Origin of the sequence: Arthrobacter oryzae (genome assembly GCF_030812315.1) — a bacterium.
Classification (GTDB): Bacteria; Actinomycetota; Actinomycetes; order Actinomycetales; family Micrococcaceae; genus Arthrobacter; species Arthrobacter oryzae_B.
This window is the reverse complement of the sequence record NZ_JAUSSM010000008.1, coordinates 132,615-151,412: the sequence shown is the minus strand read 5'-3', so window position 1 is coordinate 151,412 and position 18,798 is coordinate 132,615. Positions and strand designations below refer to the sequence as shown.

The window sequence follows — 18,798 nt, the reverse complement described above, 5'->3', positions numbered from 1 at the left end:
CAGGCCGGAGCTTTTGGTGAGTGCCGGTTAGCCCTCTGCCGTTAGCTGGCGGAGATCTGGCGCAGCACGTACTGCAGGATGCCGCCGTTGCGGTAGTAGTCGGCTTCGCCCGGGGTATCGATGCGGAGGACCGCGTCGAAGGACTTGGCGGAGCCGTCTTCAGCCGTGGCGGTGACCTTGAGCGTCTTCGGCGTGGTGCCTTCGTTCAGGGCGGTCACGCCCTCAACTGCGAAGGTTTCCGTACCGGTCAGGCCCAGGGTGGCAGCTGATTCGCCGGCCGGGAACTGCAGCGGCAGGACGCCCATGCCGATCAGGTTGGAGCGGTGGATGCGCTCGTAGCTTTCGGCCACGACAGCCTTGACGCCCAGGAGCGCGGTGCCCTTGGCGGCCCAGTCACGGGACGAACCGGAGCCGTACTCCTTGCCTGCCAGGACCACCAGCGGGGTGCCGGCTGCCTGGTAGTTCTGGGCGGCGTCGTAGACATAGGCCTGGGGGCCGTCTGCCTGCGTGAAGTCGCGGGTGAAACCGCCTTCGACGCCGTCGAGCAGCTGGTTCTTGATGCGGATGTTCGCGAAGGTGCCGCGGATCATGACTTCGTGGTTTCCACGGCGTGAGCCGTAGGAGTTGAAGTCCTTGCGCTCCACGCCGTTGGCCAGGAGGTACTGGCCTGCCGGGGTGTCCGACTTGAAGGAGCCAGCCGGGGAGATGTGGTCCGTGGTGACGGAATCGCCGAGCTTGAGCAGCACGCGGGCTCCGGAGATGTCAGTGACGGGCTCCGGCTTGGCCTTCATGCCCTCGAAGTACGGGGGCTTCCGGACATACGTGGACTTCTCGTCCCAGGCGAAGGTGTCGCCGGCCGGGGTGTCGAGGGCCTTCCAGCGGTCGTCGCCGTCGAAGACGCCCTCGTAGCCGCGGGCAAACATTTCCTTGTCGATGGAGGAATCGATGACCTGCTGGACCTCGACCGGGTTCGGCCAGATGTCCTTCAGGAAGACCTCGTTGCCTGCTTCGTCCTGTCCGAGGGAATCGGTGTCGAAGTCGAAGTCCATGGAGCCGGCCAGGGCGTAGGCGATGACCAGCGGCGGGGAGGCCAGGTAGTTCATCTTCACGTCCGGGTTGATCCGGCCTTCGAAGTTGCGGTTACCGGACAGCACGGCGGTGACGGAAAGGTCGTTGGCCTGGATGGCCTCGGAGATTTCGGCGTCGAGCGGGCCGGAGTTGCCGATGCAGGTGGCGCAGCCGTAGCCCACGATGTAGAAGCCGAGCTTCTCCAGGTACGGGGTGAGGCCGGACTTCTCGTAGTAGTCAGTGACTACCTTGGAGCCGGGAGCCACGGAGGTCTTGACCCACGGCTTGGAGGTCAGGCCCTTGTCCACGGCGTTGCGCGCCAGCAGTGCTGCGGCGAGCATCACGGACGGGTTGGACGTGTTGGTGCAGGACGTGATCGAGGCGATGGACACCGCTCCGTGGTCCAGCTCGAACTCGCGGCCATCTTCAGTGACAACATGCACCGGGGTGGACGGACGCCCGTGCGCGCCGTTCGCTGCGGAGACCACGCGTGCGGTTTCCGTGGTGTGCGAATCAGCGTGGGTGAACGAGGGCGGATCGGAGGCCGGGAAGGACTCTTCCAGGGACTCGTCGACGCTGCCGTCTTCGATGCTCACGTAGTTGTGGATGTCCTTGCGGAACTGCTCCTTGGCATCCGTGAGCTCGATGCGGTCCTGGGGACGCTTCGGGCCGGAGATGGAGGGAACGACCGTGGACAGGTCCAGCTCGAGGTACTCGGAGAACTTGATCTCGTGCGAAGGGTCGTGCCAGAGGCCCTGTTCCTTTGCGTAGGCCTCCACGAGTGCGACGTTCTGCTCCGAGCGGCCGGTGAGGCGCAGGTACTCGATGGTGACGTCGTCGATCGGGAACATTGCTGCCGTGGAGCCGAACTCCGGGCTCATGTTGCCGATGGTGGCGCGGTTGGCCAGCGGCACTGCCGCCACACCTTCGCCGTAGAACTCCACGAACTTGCCCACGACACCGTGCTTACGCAGCTGCTCGGTGATGGTGAGGACGACGTCGGTGGCGGTGGCGCCGGCCGGGATGGAACCGGTCAGCTTGAAGCCCACGACGCGCGGGATCAGCATGGAAACGGGCTGGCCCAGCATTGCGGCCTCGGCCTCAATGCCGCCAACGCCCCAGCCCAGCACGCCGAGGCCGTTGACCATGGTGGTGTGCGAGTCGGTGCCGACGCAGGTGTCCGGGTAGGCACGCAGGACGCCACCAATTTCGCGGGTCATCACGGTGCGGGCCAGGTACTCGATGTTGACCTGGTGCACAATGCCGGTTCCCGGCGGGACGACCTTGAAGTCGTCAAACGCGGTCTGGCCCCAGCGCAGGAACTGGTAGCGCTCACCATTCCGCTGGTATTCGATCTCCATGTTGCGCTCCAGTGCGCCGGAGTTACCGAATGCGTCGATCTGCACCGAGTGGTCGATCACCATCTCGGCAGGTGCCAGCGGATTGACCCGCTTGGGGTCACCGCCGAGCTCCTTGACTGCCTCACGCATGGTGGCGAGGTCGACAACGCAGGGCACGCCAGTGAAGTCCTGCATGATCACACGCGCCGGCGTGAACTGGATTTCAGTGTCGGGCTGGGCGTTGGGATCCCAACCGGCCAGTGCTCGGACGTGATCGGCCGTGATGTTCGCGCCGTCCTCGGTCCTCAACAGGTTTTCAAGCAATACCTTGAGGCTGAACGGAAGGTTTTCTGCACCTTCAACGGAGTTCAACCGGAAAATTTCGTATTCGGTACCGGCTACATTAAGTTTGCCTTTTGAACCGAAGCTGTCCACAATGCTCATCGCAGGACTCCTCTCGCAACAGTTTCATCTTTGTCGCGCGGTAGACCGCTTGCTAGTTAGGCCATCCTAATTAGTGCAAGGTCATACAAAAGAGCATGGGGTCAGCCGAGAATTCGGCGCGCGACGTGGGACTACTACGCCCATCCTAGTCACATCAGGCGCGGGGCGTCAGCAACGCCACTGTCTCCATGTGGTGCGTGTGCGGATACAGGTCGAACGCCCGCAGCCCCGCAAGTGACCAGCCCCCCTGCTGGAAGTACCCCAGGTCCCGGGCGAAGGACGCCGGGTCGCAGGACACGTAGGCGATGGCCCGCGGACCGGCCGCCATCAGCTGGCTGACCACGGCCTTTCCTGCACCCGCGCGGGGCGGGTCGAGCACCAGTGCGTCGAAGTTTCGGGGCGTTTGGCGCAGGACGCGTTCAACCCTGCCCTGCACGATCTCCACCTGGGTTGCGCCGTGCAGGTTCTTCCGGGCATCCCGGCTGGTTCCGGGGGCACCCTCAACGGAAAGCACGGATCCGGTGACGCCCACGGCATCGGCCAGCGCGGCCGTGAACAGCCCGGCGCCTGCGTACAGGTCCGCCACCACGGCGCCCGGTTCCAGGTACCCGCCGTCGTGAAGGAAGTCCTTGACTGCCCCGACGAGGGTGTCCGGTGCGTCACGGTGGATCTGCCAGAAGCCCTCCCCCGTGACGCGGTACTCGTGGCCGGCGGCCGACTCCTGCACCCAGGTGCGCCCGCGCAGCTGGAGCGCCTCGCCCTTGGCGGGGTCGAAGCTGGCCACCGATACCTCGGGGGGCAGCTGCGCCAGGATGGCGCTGAGGCGCTTGGCGCGTGTGCCCTCGGCAGGGGCCAGGAGCACCAGGGGGCGCGATCCGTTGGCGGGAGCAGCGACTTCCACGCGTTCAATGCCCTGGAGGTCAATGTCCCACAGCCGGAGGTCGTTGATGCCGGCCACCGCCAGCGGCATCTCGCGGACCGGAATGACCTGGTCGGATCGGTGGGCGTGCATGCCCAGCTTGCCGCCGGGCGTCACGGCAAAGCTTGCCCTGGTGCGCCAGCCCAGGCCGGGTGCGTCCGCCGTGCCGGCGGCCGCTTCGCCCACCGGTTCAACAATGTTCTCCCGCCCGGCGGGGTCAGCCCACACGGCGGGATGTTCGACGCCGGCGAGCCGCTTCAGCTGTTCGGCCAGGACTGCAGCCTTGAGGCTTCGCTGGTGTCCGAGTGACATGTGGCCCAGCTCCGCGCCGCCCACCGGCGCGTGGCCGTGGGACCAGGACCGGAGGGAATCCGCCAGGTGCCAGAAATGAGGTACCCGCTCGGGAGAGGATTCCAGTACTTCGACGACGTCGGCACGCCAGAACTTCGATCCCTCGCCGGCGTCGGTCAGCCGGATCCGGGCTTTTTCGCCGGGGATGGCGTGGCGGACAAACACCACGCGGCCCTCGTGGCGGGCAACGCAGTGCCCGCCGTGGGCTATGGGCCCGATATCCACCACGAGTTCGGCGTGCGTGCGGGTCTGGGTCTCGGGGTTCATTGGATATCCTGCATTTTCTTGGCTTCTTCGGACGATTTCAGCTGCCAGGGCACACTGGCCACCATGACTCCCGGCTCGAAATGGAGACGGGTCTTGATACGCAGGGCGGTCTGGTTATGGACCAGTTGTTCCCACCATTTACCCACCACGTACTCGGGGATGTAGACGACGATGAGGTCACGGGGCGAATCCCGCCGCATGTTCTTCACGTACTCCATGATGGGAGTCACCGTTTCCCGGTACGGGCTTGCGAGGACCGTCAGCGGCACCGGAATTTCCAGCTTTTCCCAGTCGGCAAGGGTATGGGCGGTTTCCTCTGCGTTGATGTCCACCGTAATGGCGTCGAGCCGCGACGGCCGCGACGCGCGGGCGTAGGCCAGCGCCCGGAGTACGGGCTTGCGGACGTGGGACACCAGCAGCACGGCGTGGACCCGCGACGGCAGGGCGCGCGGCGAGGAATCCTCGTCCACGGCAAGTTCCTTGGCCACGTTGTCGTAATGCGCTCGGATGCTCCACATGATGAGGAAGAGCACGAACATTGCCAGCAGCGCGATCCAGGCTCCCTGCTCAAACTTGGTGATCAGGACGATGGTGAGGACCAGGGCCGTCATGCCGAACCCGACCATGTTGATGGTGCGCGACTTGAGCATCCGGCGGCGAACGGCCTTGTCCCGCGCCAGTTTCAGTTCGCGCCCCCAGTGCCTGACCATTCCAAGCTGGCTGGCCGTGAACGAAATGAAGACCCCCACGATGTACAGCTGGATGAGCTTCGTGACGTCGGCGTTGAACGACAGGATGAGCACCAGGGCACCGGCGGCCAGGGCCAGGACGCCGTTGCTGAAGGCCAGCCGGTCACCGCGTGTGCGCAGCTGGCGCGGCAGATAGCCGTCCTGCGCCAGGATGGATCCGAGCACCGGAAAGCCGTTGAAGGCGGTGTTGGAGGCAAAAACCAGGATCACGCCCGTCGCGGCCACCACGATGTAAAACAGCAGTGAGCCTGGGCCGAAGATGGTCTGGGCTATCTGGCTGATGGCAGGGCTCTGGATGTAGTTCTCCGGGAGGGGCTGCCCGTTGACGAGGAACTCCGTGGCCGGGTCCAGCACAATGTGTACCTTGGTGGCATTCGCCAGGTAGATGATGCCGGCGAGCATCGCGGAGGCGATGAGGCCTAGCAGGAGCAGGGTGGTTGCCGCGTTCTTGCTCTTGGGTTTCTGGAAGTTGGGGACGCCATTGCTGATGGCTTCCACGCCGGTCAGGGCAGCGGCGCCCGAGGAGAACGCCCGGAGCAGCAGGAAGGCCCCGGCCAGCCCAACCAGCCCTTCGTCGAAACCGGCCTGGGGCACGATCGTGAAGTCGGCGGACGGTGCCTCCCCCAGCTGGCCGGTGACCGCCTGGAAGATGCCGATGGCCGTCATGCCCAGGATGGATGCCATGAAGATATACGTGGGGACGGCGAAGACGCTTCCCGCTTCCCTGATTCCCCGCAGGTTCACGAGCGCAAGGATGACCACGCCCACGGTGGCGATCATGGCCTGTTGGCCGTGAAGGGCGGGAACTGCGGTGGTGAGGTATGTTGCGGCCGATGACATCGAAACGGCGACGGTGAGCACGTAGTCCACCAGGAGGGCCGACGCTACTGTCAGGCCGGCGTGCTTGCCCAGGTTGACGTTGGCTATTTCGTAGTCGCCCCCGCCGGACGGGTAGGCGTGCACATTCTGGCGGTAGGAGGCCACCACCGTGAGCAAAACCACCATGACGGCGAGGCCAACCCAGGGTGAAAACGCCACCGCACTCACGCCCGCCAGGGCCAGGGTCAGCAGGATTTCGTCAGGTGCATAGGCCACCGAGGACAGGGCGTCTGAGGCGAAAACCGGAAGCGCGATCCGCTTTGGCAACAGGGTGTGGGCCAGCCGGTCGTTCCGGAAGGGCCTCCCCACGAGCACCCGCTTCACGGCATTCAATATTGTCAGCACTCCACAAAGCTAGTCTGATTCGGACGCGATGTCATGACGGCCTCCGCATGGTGCCTCCGCGGGGGCCGGGAGGGATCTGCAGGACGCCGGGCCGGGCGTCCCGGCGGGCCGTTTGGCCGGTAGAGTCTTACGCAGCAACAGGACAGAGGACTGAGGAGGCACGGGTGGCGCACTTCGTGATCATGGGTTGTGGACGCGTGGGAGCGACGCTGGCGCACACCCTCGAGGATGCGGGCCATTCGGTGGCCATCATCGACCAGGACGACCGTGCCTTCCGCAGGCTTCGCACCGGGTTTTCCGGCCGCAAGGTGACGGGAGTCGGTTTCGACCGGGAAACCCTGAAACAGGCAGGCGTGAGCGAGGCCTACGCCTTCGCCGCCGTGTCCAGCGGTGACAACTCCAACATCCTGGCCACCCGGGTCGCCCGCGAAACTTTCCACGTCCCCCACGTCGTGGCCAGGATCTATGACCCCGGCCGGGCCGAAATCTACCAGCGCCTGGGCATTCCCACTGTCGCGGCGGTTCGCTGGAGCGCGGACCAGGTACTGCGCCGGATCCTGCCCGAACAGCACCTCGCCGGGGATTTCCGTGAGCCGTCGGGCCGTCTTGTTCTCGCCGAAATCGACCTCGACCCGTCGTGGATCGGCCACTCCGTGGCGGAAATCGAGAAGGTGGCCGGAATCCGCATTGCCTACCTGACCCGGTTCGGCGAGGGGATGCTGCCCGGGGCCAGTACGTCCTACCAGGAGGGCGACACGGTCCATGCCATGCTGCGCGTGGACCGCAGCGCCGAAGTCGGCCACATTCTTGCCAAAGAACCCCCCAAGGAGCAGTAAGTGAAAGTCGTCATCGTCGGGGCAGGCAGCGTCGGTTCCTCGATTGCCCGTGAGCTCCTTGCCCACAAGCACGAGATCCTGCTCATCGACCTGAAGCCGGAGGTGATCGGTCGCAGCGGGCTCCGGGGCGCGCACTGGCTGGTCGGGGACGCCTGCGAGCTGAGCACGCTCCAGGATGCCAAGCTTGAAGACGCCGAAGTGGTGGTTTCAGCCACAGGAGACGACAAGGTCAACCTTGTGGTGTCGCTGCTGGCGAAGACCGAGTTCGGCGTCGGCCGCACTGTCGGACGCGTCAACAACCCCAAGAACGACTGGATGTTCAACGATTCGTGGGGCGTCGACGTCGCCGTCAACACCCCGCAACTCATGACCGCCCTCGTTGAGGAAGCGGTGGAAATCGGGGACCTTGTCCGGCTGCTAACCCTGCAGACAGGGGTTTCGTCCCTCGTGGAATTCACGGTTCCCCATGACTCGCATGTCATCGGGCTCACCGTGGGAGGCATCGACTGGCCTGAAGATTCCACGCTGGTGGCGATCCTCAGGGACCAGGCTCCGATCACGCCGAGCCGGGACGATGTGATCGACGGCGGCGACGAACTGTTTTTCGTCACCACGATCGCAGCCGAAGACAGCCTTCGGGCGCTGCTGTCCCCGGAACAGCAGCAGGAAAACGAACCCGACGGTAAGCAGGGATCAGGCGACGGGAACGCAGCTGCCGCCGAACTGCCGGAGCAGCAGGCTCCGGAGGACGACGGCTTCGACGGCTAGTTCTGCGACGGCGCGCCAGGCTGCGCGCCCGGCTGTGAAGGATCCCCGGGCTGTGCCAAAGGCTGCGCCGGCGCCAGGGGCTTGGTGATGAGCCATGCAACCCATATGCCCAGGATGTACAGCGGGGCGCCCATGATGAGGCGGGTGGTGGCAAGGCCTGTCAGGCCCTGCTCGCCGAGGAGGTACAGCGGCACCTGGACCAGCAGCCGGAGTACCAGGACGGCCACGATCACCCATGTGCCCAGGCGATAGGCCTTGACCCGGGCCGGGTCCTTGCGCCATTCCAGGCCCTCGTTCCGGATGAAGCCGAACAGCAGTCCGGCTATCGGCCAGCGGAGCGCTATCGAAAGTACCAATCCCGTGATGTAGGCGGCGTTCGTAAAGAATCCGAGGACATAGAAATCCTCCGCTTTGCCGGTGGTGTTGGCCAGCCACGCGGAAATGCCGACCAAGGCGATCCCGCCGAGTGCCTGGGTCAGCGGGCGCCGCTGGACCAGCCGGGTCACGGTGAAAACCGCGGCCGCCGCCAGTGCCGCAACCAGTGAAAGCGTCAGCTCGCGGGTAATAGTGAAGGCCACCAGGAACATGAGGCCGGGCACAACGCTCTCGGCGATGCCCTGTACTCCGCCCGCACTCTTGAGCACGTCAATGTTGCCGTCCTTTGACCGGTGCAGCCCGGCCTTGACAGCGTAGCCTTCCGCGAGGTCAGCCACTGAAGGGGTCTCCGGTGTGGGCCGTGGCTTGGGAGGCCCGGCTGTCGGATCCGGGTTCTCGGACGGCGTCATTGGTTCTCCTGGCGGGACAGTATTTCGTAGCGGGGATTGAACATGGTGGGAAGTCCGTCGCGAAACGTCAGCATGCCTTCCAGGCGGAGCTCGCAGCCGGGGTCCACGCCCGGGACGCGCCGGCGGCCGAGCCATACAACCCGCAACCGGTCGCGGCGGCCCGTTCCCCCGGGTTTCCGCGCCGTCGGCGGCTCTGCGGCGACAGCGGCAAAGCCGCCCCTGCTGCGCGGAACGTCGTGGTCCGTGACGATCGCGATGAACGAAGCCACCTGCGAGGCCGGAACGTAGGTCACGGATTCAATAAAGCCACGGCACAGCACACGTCCACGGTCCGGCAATCCACTGATGGAGAGTTCGGGCTGCAGAAATTCGCCGGCCGGGTCAGCCAATCTGGGTGATCTCCGGTCCGCGCTCGGGCTGCTGGAAGTCGGGGGCGCCCTGCGGCGGCTGAGGGGTGGAATCCTTAGGCAGGCGGAGCTGGAGGAGGTCACGCGGCGGCATCGGGCTCTCGCCCCGGACCACCACGATCTGGCGGAACAGGGCTTCAAGGTTAGCGGCAGCATCGCGGTCGACGGCAGCTTCGCCGCCCAATACGCCGCGGAGGAACCAGCGGGGACCGTCGACGCCGATGAAGCGGGCCACGCGGTAGCCGCCCGCGCCGTCGCCTGTGCCTGCCGGAAGCTTCGCGACCAGCTCAGTGCCGAAGGCCCCGGGAACCTCTTCGACCTGCCCGCCCTGGCTTCCTACGGACTGTCCGATCTGTTCACGGATTTCGTCCCAAAGTCCCTCGCTGCGCGGGGCAGCGAAAGCCTGCAGCTGCAGGCTCGAACCGTCAAGGTCCATGGTGACGGCCACAACCCGCTGGGTGGCTTCCTCAACCTCAAGGCGAAGCTGGAGCCCTTCACGCGGTGCAATCAGGAGGGCGCCGAGGTCGACGTAACCGTCGGTGCTCTCGATTTCCGAGACGTCGAAAGGCCCAGTGGCTTCCCGGCCCGTGCTGTCCGCGGCAACGGCGTCCGCAGTCTCCGGGGCTTCCCCGGGCTCTGCCGCCTGGTCCTTCTTGGCCTTCTTGCCACGCCCAAAAACCATCGGGTTGTCTCCTTAGTTGTGATCTTGTCCCCGCCGTGCACCTTGGGCAGCGCGGTAAGTCATGCAGCGCCGACAAAGCCAGCAGCGCCGGGGCTAGGCCTGCAGTGCTGCGAATCCGCCAGTGGAACCAAAGCCGCCGTCACCGCGGACTGAGTCGCTCAATTCCGCAACGGCCACAAACTGCGCGTATTCCACGCGCTGAATGACCATCTGTGCAATTCTATCGCCGCGCCGCAGCTCAATGGCCTTCTCGCGGTCCGTGTTCAGCAAGGTCACAGCGATCTCGCCGCGGTATCCGGCGTCGACCGTTCCCGGGGCGTTGACCACTGTCAGTCCGTGCTTGGTGGCGAGCCCCGAGCGCGGGTGGATGAGGGCGACGTAGCCGTTCGGCAGGGCTATGGAGACACCGGTGGGTACCAGTCGGCGTTCGCCCGGTTCGAGGACCACGTCCTCGCGCGCACGGAGGTCCGCTCCGGCATCGCCGGGGTGGGCGTAAGAGGGGGCTTCGAGGCCGGCGTCGAGCATTTTCAACTGGACCGACAGGGTGGGCGATCCGTAGGCGCCGGCGCCGCCTTCCAGGGAATTTGGCGGCAAAGTAGTCACGGCTGCAGTTTCTTCAGTCACAGTCATTCACTCTAACGCCCGTTGCGGCCCCGGGCCTAGCCGCCGGGCGCCGCGGCGGCGCCGAAGCCAAGGTGAAATGCCCCGGAAAAGGTGGAAAGCTGGGACTATGCCGGAATCTAGTGCAGCTGTGCCTGCCCCCAACAGCACACCCCGCGGAACAACCGTTCTTTACAGCGAGAAACTCCACCCCAATCTGTGGATCTGGCTGGTGGCGGCCGGACTCTCCGGCGCCGGCATCCTGGTGTTCGCCCCGATCAGCATTGCGGCCGGCATTACGGCCGCAGTGGTGCTGTTCGTCATCATTACGGTTCTGCTCATCCTGTCCACGCCGTCGATCACGGTAACCGCGGACACGCTCCAAGTGGGGCGGGCCACCATCGAGCGCCGCTACATCGGAGCTGTGACGCAGTTCAGCGGCAAGGAGGCCACGGCCGAACGCGGCCCCCGCCTGAACGGACTGGCCTATCTCTGCATCCGCGGCTGGGTGGATCCGGTGGTCAGGATCGAAATCACGGATCCTTCCGATCCCACTCCGTACTGGCTCACGTCCACGCGGCGGCCGGCACAACTGACGGCGGCACTCACCAACACGTGATGCGCCCGGCTCGTGGCACTTCCGGATAGCTTCCCGGCCCCGTCAGCCTTCGCAGTCCTTGCAGAAGAGCAACCCGTTCTTTTCGCGGGCGATCTGCGAGCGGTGACGGACAAGGAAGCATGACGAGCAGGTGAATTCATCAGCCTGGGCCGGCATGACGCGGACCAGGAGTTCCTCGCCGGACAGGTCAGCACCCGGGAGTTCATAGCCTTCGGCCAGGTCCGTTTCGTCAACATCCACCACAGCCGTTGGCTTGTCCGAACGCCGGGTCTTCAATTCCTCAATGGAATCTTCGCTCAGGTCCTCTTCTGTTTTCCGCGGCGCATCATAATCTGTCGCCATTAGTTTCTGCTCACACTCCGCTTTGTTCGGTTGGATCGCCGGTCCCGGCGACTGCGCCTCCGGGCAACTGCACCCTTGTGGCTGACCCCTGGTCCGGTTCACCGATGTAAACGCTGGATTGCCCGGTTTTGTGCCCGACTTAGGCGCCCATTTTTCCCTATGCGGACTGCGAAAGCGAGAGTTTTTCCGGTTGATTCCCGTCTGGAGCAAGTCGGAAGGCAACCGGAGGCGCCGGACTGCCCGGAAAGTCGCGGAATATCGCGGCGCGCCCTCTCCCCTCCCCGGAAAAACGGCTGCCGGATGGCAGAGTTTCGAATGTCAGTAATGCCAGGGTGGAGGATTGTATGCGGGATCTACGGCTTGTAGGCGTCCACGACGACGGAGAGCATCTCCTGTTGAGCGGCACCGGCGGCGAGATGTTCCAGCTGCCGATCGACGAAGCTCTCCGGCTCGCGGCCAGCCGCTCTCCGGCGCGGAGTGCCGCTACAGTTGCGCCCATCGCGATGTCCCCACGGGATATTCAGGCGCGCATCAGAAGCGGTGCCACGGCTACCGAGGTTTCAGAACTCTCAGGTATTCCACTGGCCAAGGTCCAGCGCTACGAAGGCCCGGTACTCGCCGAACGTGAATACGTGGCCCAGCAGGCCCGGAAGATCGAAGTGGCTTCACCCGCTCCCGGCCACGACGTCTACCGCTCCGCTTTCGGAGACAACCCGGCCACCCTCGGCGACATGGTTTCCCACCGGCTGACGGCCCATGGCATCGAATCCTCAACCGTGGAGTGGGATTCCTGGCGGCGCCCGGACGGAACCTGGACCGTGGTTGCCCGCTTCGAGGCCAAACCGGGCGGCCACGCCAGCATCGGCGAGGAACCTCCGGCCATGTGGACCTTCAGTCCCGCCCGGAAGTCCTTGCATAACGCCAACCGCTGGGCCCAGCAGCTGAGCGAACTGGAGCCGCTGGACGGTCCGGTGCCGGCCCGCCGCCTGTCCGCAGTTTCCGACCGCCCTTTTGACTTCGAAACAGATGCCGAGGCGGCTGCCGCCCGGACGGCGGCGGGACAATCCGGCAAGGATTCTGACGGCCTGCTCGACATGCTGCGCTCGCGCCGCGGCCAGCGGCTGGGTGTGGACGAAGACGGCGACGACGCACTGGCAACGCTGCTCACCAACGGTGTTCCTGCGGCCCACCCCCGGCCCTCGGAAGTGGTGGCTGAGCCCGGGGCCGACGACAGCGGGACCGACGCGCACAGCGGCGAAGAGGCCGATGCGCCGGCCGCCAAGGGAGATTCGTTCACCCGGAAACGCGAGGGCCGCGTCTCCATGCTTTCCCGCCTGAGCCTTGCACCGCGGCACTCCGACGATGACGACGACCGGCTGAAACTTCACGACGGCGTCAGCACGGAAACCCGCGAAATCACGATTGTGGCATCCCCGCTGCACCCGGTCACGGATCCGGACGAGGCACCCGCGGCGGAAGCCGGCAGCATCGCGGCGGCACCCGAGGCCGCCCCGGACCGGGAAGAGGTCACCGGACCTGAACCCGCACCCGTCCCGGAATCGGCTCCAGTCCGCCAATCCGGCTGGAACCGCGAAGCCGCTCCGAACGTGGGCCTGGATGAGCTGCTTGGCGGTGGGAGCCCCAAGCGAAGCCGGGACGACGCACTTGCCGGTACCAGGAATGACACCAGGAGCGACCGGGAGGTTGAGCCGCCCGAACGTCAGCCGTCGAAGCCCAAGCGCTCCAGCGTGCCAAGCTGGGATGAAATTGTCTTCGGAGCACGCGGCGACTGAACCGCCCCGCGGCTGAACTGCCCGCGGCAGGAACAGCCGGTCAGCTGCGGCGGGTTTCCCCTGAGCCGCGCCACAGGCAAGCGTCCACCTCGAACGGCAGCAACTGGTCCTGCTGGGCCATGACGTTGGCCCCGTGGGCCGTGACCCGCCGCATGAAGTGCCGCCGGCACAACGTTTCGTACCCCACCACGGGCGTGTGGTCCGCCGCGCCGGCAGCCGTCTGGTCTCCGGCCATGTCGACGTCGCCCACCACTACTTGCGCGCCTTCGGTCACCATCACACCGTCCACCGTGCGGGCATTGTGGGTGGCCCGCCGTCCGCACCAGCAGAGCGCTTCCACCTGCAGGACCTGGACACGGTCAGCAAGTTCGATGAGCCGCTGGGATCCAGGGAACAACCGGGTGCGGAAGTCCGCGCTGATGCCAAACGCAAACACGTCCACGTCGATCTCGTCCACAACGCGGGCGAGCTGCTCCACCTGCGACGGCGAGTAGAACTGGGCCTCATCGCAGATGAGGTAGTCCACCCGGAGGCCGCGGGTCCGGCGCTCGATAACCTCATCCCAGAAGTCCGTGGTATCGAGGACCTCCACGCAATCGGTCTCCAGTCCGAGGCGGCTGGAGATCCGTGCACCGCCGGCACGGTCGTTGCGGCTGAAGCGGACACCGCCGCGGCCCCGGGCCCGGTGGTTGTGGTCCATCTGCAGGGCGAGGGTGGATTTTCCGCAGTCCATGGTGCCCGAGAAGAAGACGAGTTCAGCCACGCGCTCCCTTTCTGCCCTGGGCCTGGAAACACAGCAGTGGAACCTCACGTTCCGCCTTGGTCAGTGAGCCGTGCTGCCCCACCACCTCGAGGGCTGTGGGACGCACCCGTCGGGTGTCGTAAAACGCCAGGGCATCCCGGGCAGCGATCATAACGTCTCCGATCCGGGGGCTGACCTCCGGCCTGACCGCGCCGAACAGCCCGGCGGACACAGCCTCTTCCCGGGTGAACGCCCAGATCCTGTCGCCGAACCTCGCGCGCCACGCGTCGATCAGCCGGGCGCGGTGCTGCTCCCCGGCTCCGGGCTCAAGGTACAGGTGCACCATGCGGGGCTCCCCCGCCGTATGCCGCACGCCCTCGATGAGGGCCGGCTCTGCGGAGTAGTCGAAACGCTGCGATGCCGGGACGTCCAGCATGCCGTGGTCTGCCGTCAGCAGGACCGTGGTCCCCGGCGGCAGGGTTGCGTTGAGGCGCCGTACGGTCGCATCCAGTTCTTCGAGCTGGTGTTCCCACTGCGCCGACTGGCAGCCGTAGCGGTGCCCGGCCTTGTCCAGGTCGTTGACGTAAAAGTACATGAGGGAGCTTTCGGCCCCGAGCATGGCTTCAGCCGCCGCGGCAGTCCTTGCGTGCGGCGTGCTGGCGGCGATGAACCGGCCTCCCCGCAGCGCAGCCTGCGTCATGGGTGACGCGCCGAATTGCGGAAGGCTGATGGTGCTGACGTCCGCGTGGGCGGAGGCCTGCTCGAAGACAGTGGGAAACGGCTGCCACTCACGGGGGTCCACACCGGCATCCCAGTTGCCCAGCATGTTGACCACTTTGTCCTGCCCGGGGTCCAGGACGTCGTAGCCCACCATGCCATGCTGACCGGCCGGGAGCCCGGTGCCGAAGCTGGCGAGGGAGGAGGCCGTAGTGGACGGAAAAGCGGAGTCCAGGGCCACCGGAACGGCTCCCTGGCCCTGCTGCATCACGGACCGAAGGAAGGGCGTGTGCGCCGACTTCTGTTTCAGCAGGTTGCGGCCCAGGCCGTCTGCGAGCACAACGCACACCCTCTTGGCTGCCGGCAGGTTCAGCCGGTTCTCGAAGCCCTCGATCCCGAGGCTGGCGGCCGCACTGGTGAGGACTTCCGCGATGGACCGTTGGCCGAAAGCGGGCGCGGGAGGCAGCGGCGAAGGGGCCGGAGTACCTTCGGCGACGGCTATGGCTGACGGCTCTGTGTGGTTATCGGGCGTCATCTCAGCGCTGGTGCCCGCGGCTGAGGCGGTTTCCGAAAACGCCGGTGCGGGGACGTGGCGCCGCCACGGGGCCGCTGTGCGGCACGGGCGCGGCCGACCCGGTGTTGACAGCGCGCAGCGCCCGGGCGAACAGCTTGGCGTCCTGCACGGCCTGCAGGCCGTCGGCTTCGGCGCTGATGCGCAGCACAATGTCTTCCTGGGCGATCGTGCCGCTGTAGCCGTGGTCCGCTTCGCACTGCGGGTCTCCGCAGCTGGCCGGGCCCATGTCCAGCCGCTGGCCGCCGGACCAGGCAATGGAGAGCGTCAGTTCGCGGACGGGATCGGACGGCTTGTAGTTCTGCGGCTGGGCGTACATGTAGCTCAGCACCACGGAACGGATCTGCGCCACGGGAACGGACTCGGTGGAGATCTGGGCGACGATCTGTTCCCCGGCCTCGTCCAGCTGCTGGTCGTCAACGTGGGCAATGACCAGCATGTCGTCCGTCAGCACCAGCACGGTGATGTGGCGGCGGACCTCGGCGCGGTCGAAATGCGTTTCCAGGTGCACAAGGTGCGCCATGCAGTCACGGCCATCCAGGGCGTCGTCAACAACATCGGCGACCAGCCGGGGGTAGAAGCCTGCCTGCTGGAGCGCGCCCTCGAGGCTCTGGCCCTGGGCGCCGTGGTCATGTGCGCTGTGGCTGTGTACGGCCTGGTGCCCGGAGCGGGGTGCTTGCGGCTTCGACGTGGGAGGCTGGGTCATTACCCTATTTTCACAGATCGGCTGGGCACTTGCTAACTGTGTGTCCGGCAGCCCGGCCAAGCGGGCGCGCCAGTGTGCAGCGGGCCACCAGCATGCAGCGGGCCGCCGCGGCGCGGTTGCTGCCGTCCGCTAGCTCCGCATGGCCCTCCGGGCGCTGTCCGTCCGCTGGGCGGCGTTCGCGATCCGGACATCGGCGGACAGGATCGAGGCGCCCCGGGGGCCGGCCAGCACGGGGTTGAACTCAACCAGCGCTATCTCGGGGTGGTTGTCCTTCAGCCAGGTCAGCCGCGCGGCAAGGTCCTCGAGCGCCGCCACATCCACGGCCGGAAGCCCCTGGTAGCCGAACAGTTTCCGGGCGGCCCGCGGCGCGCGGATGAAGTCGTGGACATCGGCGCCGGACAACGGGGGAACGCGGTGGGACCAGTCCTCCAGCAGGTTCACGGCGTCGCCGGCCAGCCCGAAGGACACCACGGGGCCCAGCAGCGGGTCCTCAATGGCCCGGAACGTGCAGGCCTGCCCCACCGGTGCCATGGTCTGGACTTCCATGGACGGCGAGCCGTACGGCGCCAGGGCACGGTGCATCTGGATGATGTTCCGCCGCAGTGAATCAGCGTCCTGGATGTCCAGCCGCACGCCGCCAAGATCCAGCCTGTGGCGCAGCGCGGGGTCCATGGTCTTGAGCACCACCGGCCAGCCCAGGCGGTCCGCGGCCGCCACGGCCTCGTCGGGCGTTTCGAAGCCTTCGGAGGGAACCACGTGGATGCCGTAATGCGCCAGCAGCGTGGCCGCCGTGGCCGGCGGCAGCTGCACCAGCTGCTCACCGGGGACATCGTGGAGCAGTTCCTCCAGTTCGGCCCGGACACTCTCCTGGTCGCAGCCTTCAGGCTCCACGAACAGGCCCTTGTCGCGGTCCACCCACTCGGCGTACCTGACGACGGCGGCGAGCGCCGCAACGGCGGCGCCCGGGTTGGAGTAGCACGGCACCGAACCGGCGGCGGATTCTGCGCCAACCATGCCCTCGACATAAATGGACGGGTCCAGGATCCCCGTGAAGGCGGCAACCACCGGTTTCCCGGCCGCTGCCGAGCACTCCGCCAGGACACCCGCGATTTTCTCGACCGTGAGGCCGCGTGCGGGGAGCAGTGCAACCACCACGGCGTGGACTGAGTCGGACGCGAGGGTCCGGGCCAGGCTGTCGCGGAGGGCCGGCAGCGCGAGGGACATGCCGGCGTCGAGGTCCACGTCGGTGACGATCCGTTCAACACCCAGCCCGTTCGCGGCGGCGGAGTCCGCCACCACCTTGCCGAGTGCCCGGGAGTTGCTGAACACGGCAATGTCCGCACCGGCAGGGAGAGGCTGGCCGGAGACGATCTGGGCGACGTCCATGAGCTGTTCAATGGTTTCCACCCGGATGACACCGGACTGGCGCATCATGGCATCGAGGGCGCCGGAGGGCGCCTGGGTGGTGCGCACCGCGTGCCCGGGCGGCAGCTGCAGCCCCATGGCGTCCGACTTCGCCACAATGACGGGCTTGGTGCGGGCCAGCCGCCGTGCCAGGCGGGAGAACTTACGCGGGTTGCCGATGGATTCGAGGTAGAGCCCCACCGCGGCAGTGTCGACGTCGTCTTCCCAGTACTGCATCATGTCGTTGCCGGAGACGTCCGCGCGGTTGCCGGCGGAGAGAAAAGTGGAAAGGCCCAGCCGGCGACGGCTGGAGGCAGCGTAGAGGGACACCCCGATGGCCGCGGACTGGCTGAACAAGCCCAGGCCGCCGCGGCGCGGCAGGCTCGGTGCCATGGACGCGTTCAAAGACACCGCCGGATTGGTGTTGACGATGCCGAGGGACGCCGGGCCGATCACGCGCATCCCGTTGGACCGGGCCTGGCGGACCAGCTCGCGCTGCCGCGCCAGCCCGCGCCCGCCGTCGTCGGCGTACCCCGCTGTGGCGACGACTACGCCCTTGACGCCCGCCGCTGCGCAGTCCGCCACCACCTTGGGCACTTCCTCGTAGGGAACGGCGATGATGGCCAGCCGGACGGCGTCGGGCACTTCGGCGAGCCGGGCGAAGGACAGCATCCCGGCGAGTTCGAGGGCTTCGGGATTGATGGCATAGACGGGGCCGGTGAAGCCGCCTTCAATGATGTGTTCGAGCAGCTGGTATCCCACCGTGCCCCATTTGCGGCTGGCACCGATCACGGCGACCGACGAGGGCGCCAGCAGCTCCTGGATGCTGCGCGCCTCCGCACGGTGCTCGCGCGCCTCCATCACGGCCCGGGACTTTTCCGTCGGGTCGATGTTGAATTCCAGGCTCACCACGCCGTCGTCGAAGTGCCGTTTGACGTCGTATCCGGCGTCGGAGAAGACCATCAGCATCTTGCGGTTCTCCGGCAGCACTTCGGCGCTGAATTTGCGGATGCCGTTTTCGCGGGCAGCGGCGGCCAGGTGTTCCAGCAGGATGGACCCGATGCCGCGGCCCTGGTGGGCGTCGGCTATATTGAAGGCAACCTCGGCTTCTTCGGGATCGGCCAGCCGGTCGTAGCGGCCGATGCCCAGGATTTCCCCGCCGATGGTGATCACCAGCGCCACCCGGTCCTTGTAGTCCACTTCCGTGAAGCGCTTCAGCTCCTTGCTGGAGAGCCGCGCCTTGAAGGCGAAGAACCGCATGTAGATGGACTTCTGCGACTGGCCGGTGTGGAAGGCCTGCACGGCGTCGGCATCCGCGGGGTGGATGGGGCGCAAATGAGCCGTCCCGCCGTCCCGCAGAACGACATCGGCTTCCCAATATTCCGGATATACGCCGTCCCCGGGCTGATCCACCATAGGCTTAGCCTAGCTAAAACTCCCCCAGTAAACCGTTAAGGATCCACC

General features: G+C 66.4%; 16 protein-coding genes. 4 read left to right on the top strand and 12 right to left on the bottom strand.

Translation table 11 applies throughout. The features are described from left to right. Positions 1 to 41: 41 nt before the first annotated feature. The 3 genes from acnA to J2S97_RS16580 all read right to left on the bottom strand — a co-directional run bounded on the left by acnA (position 42) and on the right by J2S97_RS16580 (position 6,362). The gene (gene acnA / locus J2S97_RS16590) at positions 42 to 2,852 is read right to left on the bottom strand and encodes an aconitate hydratase AcnA (RefSeq protein WP_307051051.1); all 2,811 of its coding nucleotides are present in this window, start codon (positions 2,850 to 2,852) and stop codon (positions 42 to 44) included. A 154-nt stretch (positions 2,853 to 3,006) separates the two neighbouring features. After that, a complete protein-coding gene (locus J2S97_RS16585; protein WP_307051050.1) occupies positions 3,007 to 4,389 on the bottom strand; it encodes a class I SAM-dependent RNA methyltransferase in 1,383 nt (460 codons plus the stop codon). After that, entirely contained in the window at positions 4,386 to 6,362 is a 1,977-nt protein-coding gene (locus tag J2S97_RS16580) for an APC family permease (RefSeq protein ID WP_307051049.1), read from the bottom strand. Before J2S97_RS16580 ends, J2S97_RS16585 begins: the two co-directional genes overlap by 4 nt. 164 nt (positions 6,363 to 6,526) lie before the next feature. On the opposite strand from J2S97_RS16580, the gene J2S97_RS16575 reads away from it, so the two are divergent. Together J2S97_RS16575 and J2S97_RS16570 are read left to right on the top strand one after the other, a co-directional pair. Next, positions 6,527 to 7,198: a potassium channel family protein gene (locus J2S97_RS16575; protein ID WP_307051048.1), complete on the top strand. Its 672-nt coding sequence runs from the start codon at positions 6,527 to 6,529 to the stop codon at positions 7,196 to 7,198. Further along, complete coding sequence (locus J2S97_RS16570) at positions 7,199 to 7,966, top strand: potassium channel family protein (protein WP_307051047.1); 768 nt, start codon at positions 7,199 to 7,201, stop codon at positions 7,964 to 7,966. On the opposite strand, the gene J2S97_RS16565 is transcribed toward J2S97_RS16570, so the two are convergent. From J2S97_RS16565 to dut, 4 genes are all read right to left on the bottom strand, one after another. After that, positions 7,963 to 8,751 (bottom strand): DUF3159 domain-containing protein, encoded by a 789-nt coding sequence (locus J2S97_RS16565; protein ID WP_307051046.1) that lies wholly within the window; start codon positions 8,749 to 8,751, stop codon positions 7,963 to 7,965. The two genes, J2S97_RS16570 and J2S97_RS16565, sit on opposite strands and share 4 nt — an antisense overlap. Then, positions 8,748 to 9,140, bottom strand: a complete 393-nt coding sequence (locus tag J2S97_RS16560) for a hypothetical protein (protein WP_307051045.1) — start codon at positions 9,138 to 9,140, stop codon at positions 8,748 to 8,750. Before J2S97_RS16560 ends, J2S97_RS16565 begins: the two co-directional genes overlap by 4 nt. Further along, positions 9,133 to 9,840, bottom strand: coding sequence for a DUF3710 domain-containing protein (locus J2S97_RS16555; protein ID WP_307051044.1), 708 nt, complete (start codon positions 9,838 to 9,840; stop codon positions 9,133 to 9,135). Before J2S97_RS16555 ends, J2S97_RS16560 begins: the two co-directional genes overlap by 8 nt. Positions 9,841 to 9,933: 93 nt before the next feature. Further along, positions 9,934 to 10,464, bottom strand: a complete 531-nt coding sequence (dut, locus tag J2S97_RS16550) for a dUTP diphosphatase (protein WP_307051043.1) — start codon at positions 10,462 to 10,464, stop codon at positions 9,934 to 9,936. Between the two features lie 106 nt (positions 10,465 to 10,570). Here dut and J2S97_RS16545 point away from each other — a divergent pair, with 106 nt between their 5' ends. After that, positions 10,571 to 11,059 carry a DUF3093 domain-containing protein gene (locus J2S97_RS16545; protein ID WP_307051042.1) on the top strand — a complete coding sequence of 163 codons (489 nt, stop codon included), beginning with the start codon at positions 10,571 to 10,573 and terminating at the stop codon, positions 11,057 to 11,059. 42 nt (positions 11,060 to 11,101) lie between these two features. Here the strand turns inward: J2S97_RS16545 and J2S97_RS16540 are convergent, their stop codons facing one another. Continuing rightward, positions 11,102 to 11,401: a DUF4193 domain-containing protein gene (locus J2S97_RS16540; RefSeq protein ID WP_307051041.1), complete on the bottom strand. Its 300-nt coding sequence runs from the start codon at positions 11,399 to 11,401 to the stop codon at positions 11,102 to 11,104. Between the two features lie 344 nt (positions 11,402 to 11,745). Here J2S97_RS16540 and sepH point away from each other — a divergent pair, with 344 nt between their 5' ends. Further along, on the top strand, positions 11,746 to 13,194 hold the full coding sequence (gene sepH / locus J2S97_RS16535; protein ID WP_307051040.1) for a septation protein SepH: 1,449 nt from the start codon (positions 11,746 to 11,748) through the stop codon (positions 13,192 to 13,194). A gap of 40 nt (positions 13,195 to 13,234) precedes the next feature. Here sepH and J2S97_RS16530 read toward each other — a convergent pair whose 3' ends face one another. The 4 genes from J2S97_RS16530 to J2S97_RS16515 form a co-directional block, all read right to left on the bottom strand. After that, on the bottom strand, positions 13,235 to 13,957 hold the full coding sequence (locus tag J2S97_RS16530; RefSeq protein WP_307051039.1) for a thymidine kinase: 723 nt from the start codon (positions 13,955 to 13,957) through the stop codon (positions 13,235 to 13,237). Then, a complete protein-coding gene (locus J2S97_RS16525; RefSeq protein WP_307051038.1) occupies positions 13,950 to 15,188 on the bottom strand; it encodes an alkaline phosphatase family protein in 1,239 nt (412 codons plus the stop codon). Before J2S97_RS16525 ends, J2S97_RS16530 begins: the two co-directional genes overlap by 8 nt. 1 nt (position 15,189) lies before the next feature. Further along, positions 15,190 to 15,930 carry a DUF5998 family protein gene (locus J2S97_RS16520; protein ID WP_307051037.1) on the bottom strand — a complete coding sequence of 247 codons (741 nt, stop codon included), beginning with the start codon at positions 15,928 to 15,930 and terminating at the stop codon, positions 15,190 to 15,192. A 129-nt stretch (positions 15,931 to 16,059) separates the two neighbouring features. After that, positions 16,060 to 18,750, bottom strand: a complete 2,691-nt coding sequence (locus J2S97_RS16515) for a bifunctional acetate--CoA ligase family protein/GNAT family N-acetyltransferase (RefSeq protein ID WP_307051036.1) — start codon at positions 18,748 to 18,750, stop codon at positions 16,060 to 16,062. Between the last annotated feature and the right edge of the window lie 48 nt (positions 18,751 to 18,798).

What these genes read in the sequence shown, in the direction of transcription:
- acnA (WP_307051051.1), bottom strand. Translation starts at nt 2,852, where the DNA reads ATGAGCATTGTGGACAGCTTCGGTTCAAAAGGCAAACTTAATGTAGCC.
- J2S97_RS16585 (WP_307051050.1), bottom strand. Translation starts at nt 4,389, where the DNA reads ATGAACCCCGAGACCCAGACCCGCACGCACGCCGAACTCGTGGTGGAT.
- J2S97_RS16565 (WP_307051046.1), bottom strand. Translation starts at nt 8,751, where the DNA reads ATGACGCCGTCCGAGAACCCGGATCCGACAGCCGGGCCTCCCAAGCCA.
- J2S97_RS16555 (WP_307051044.1), bottom strand. Translation starts at nt 9,840, where the DNA reads ATGGTTTTTGGGCGTGGCAAGAAGGCCAAGAAGGACCAGGCGGCAGAG.
- J2S97_RS16545 (WP_307051042.1), top strand. Translation starts at nt 10,571, where the DNA reads ATGCCGGAATCTAGTGCAGCTGTGCCTGCCCCCAACAGCACACCCCGC.
- J2S97_RS16540 (WP_307051041.1), bottom strand. Translation starts at nt 11,401, where the DNA reads ATGGCGACAGATTATGATGCGCCGCGGAAAACAGAAGAGGACCTGAGC.
- sepH (WP_307051040.1), top strand. Translation starts at nt 11,746, where the DNA reads ATGCGGGATCTACGGCTTGTAGGCGTCCACGACGACGGAGAGCATCTC.
- J2S97_RS16525 (WP_307051038.1), bottom strand. Translation starts at nt 15,188, where the DNA reads ATGACGCCCGATAACCACACAGAGCCGTCAGCCATAGCCGTCGCCGAA.
- J2S97_RS16520 (WP_307051037.1), bottom strand. Translation starts at nt 15,930, where the DNA reads ATGACCCAGCCTCCCACGTCGAAGCCGCAAGCACCCCGCTCCGGGCAC.
- J2S97_RS16515 (WP_307051036.1), bottom strand. Translation starts at nt 18,750, where the DNA reads ATGGTGGATCAGCCCGGGGACGGCGTATATCCGGAATATTGGGAAGCC.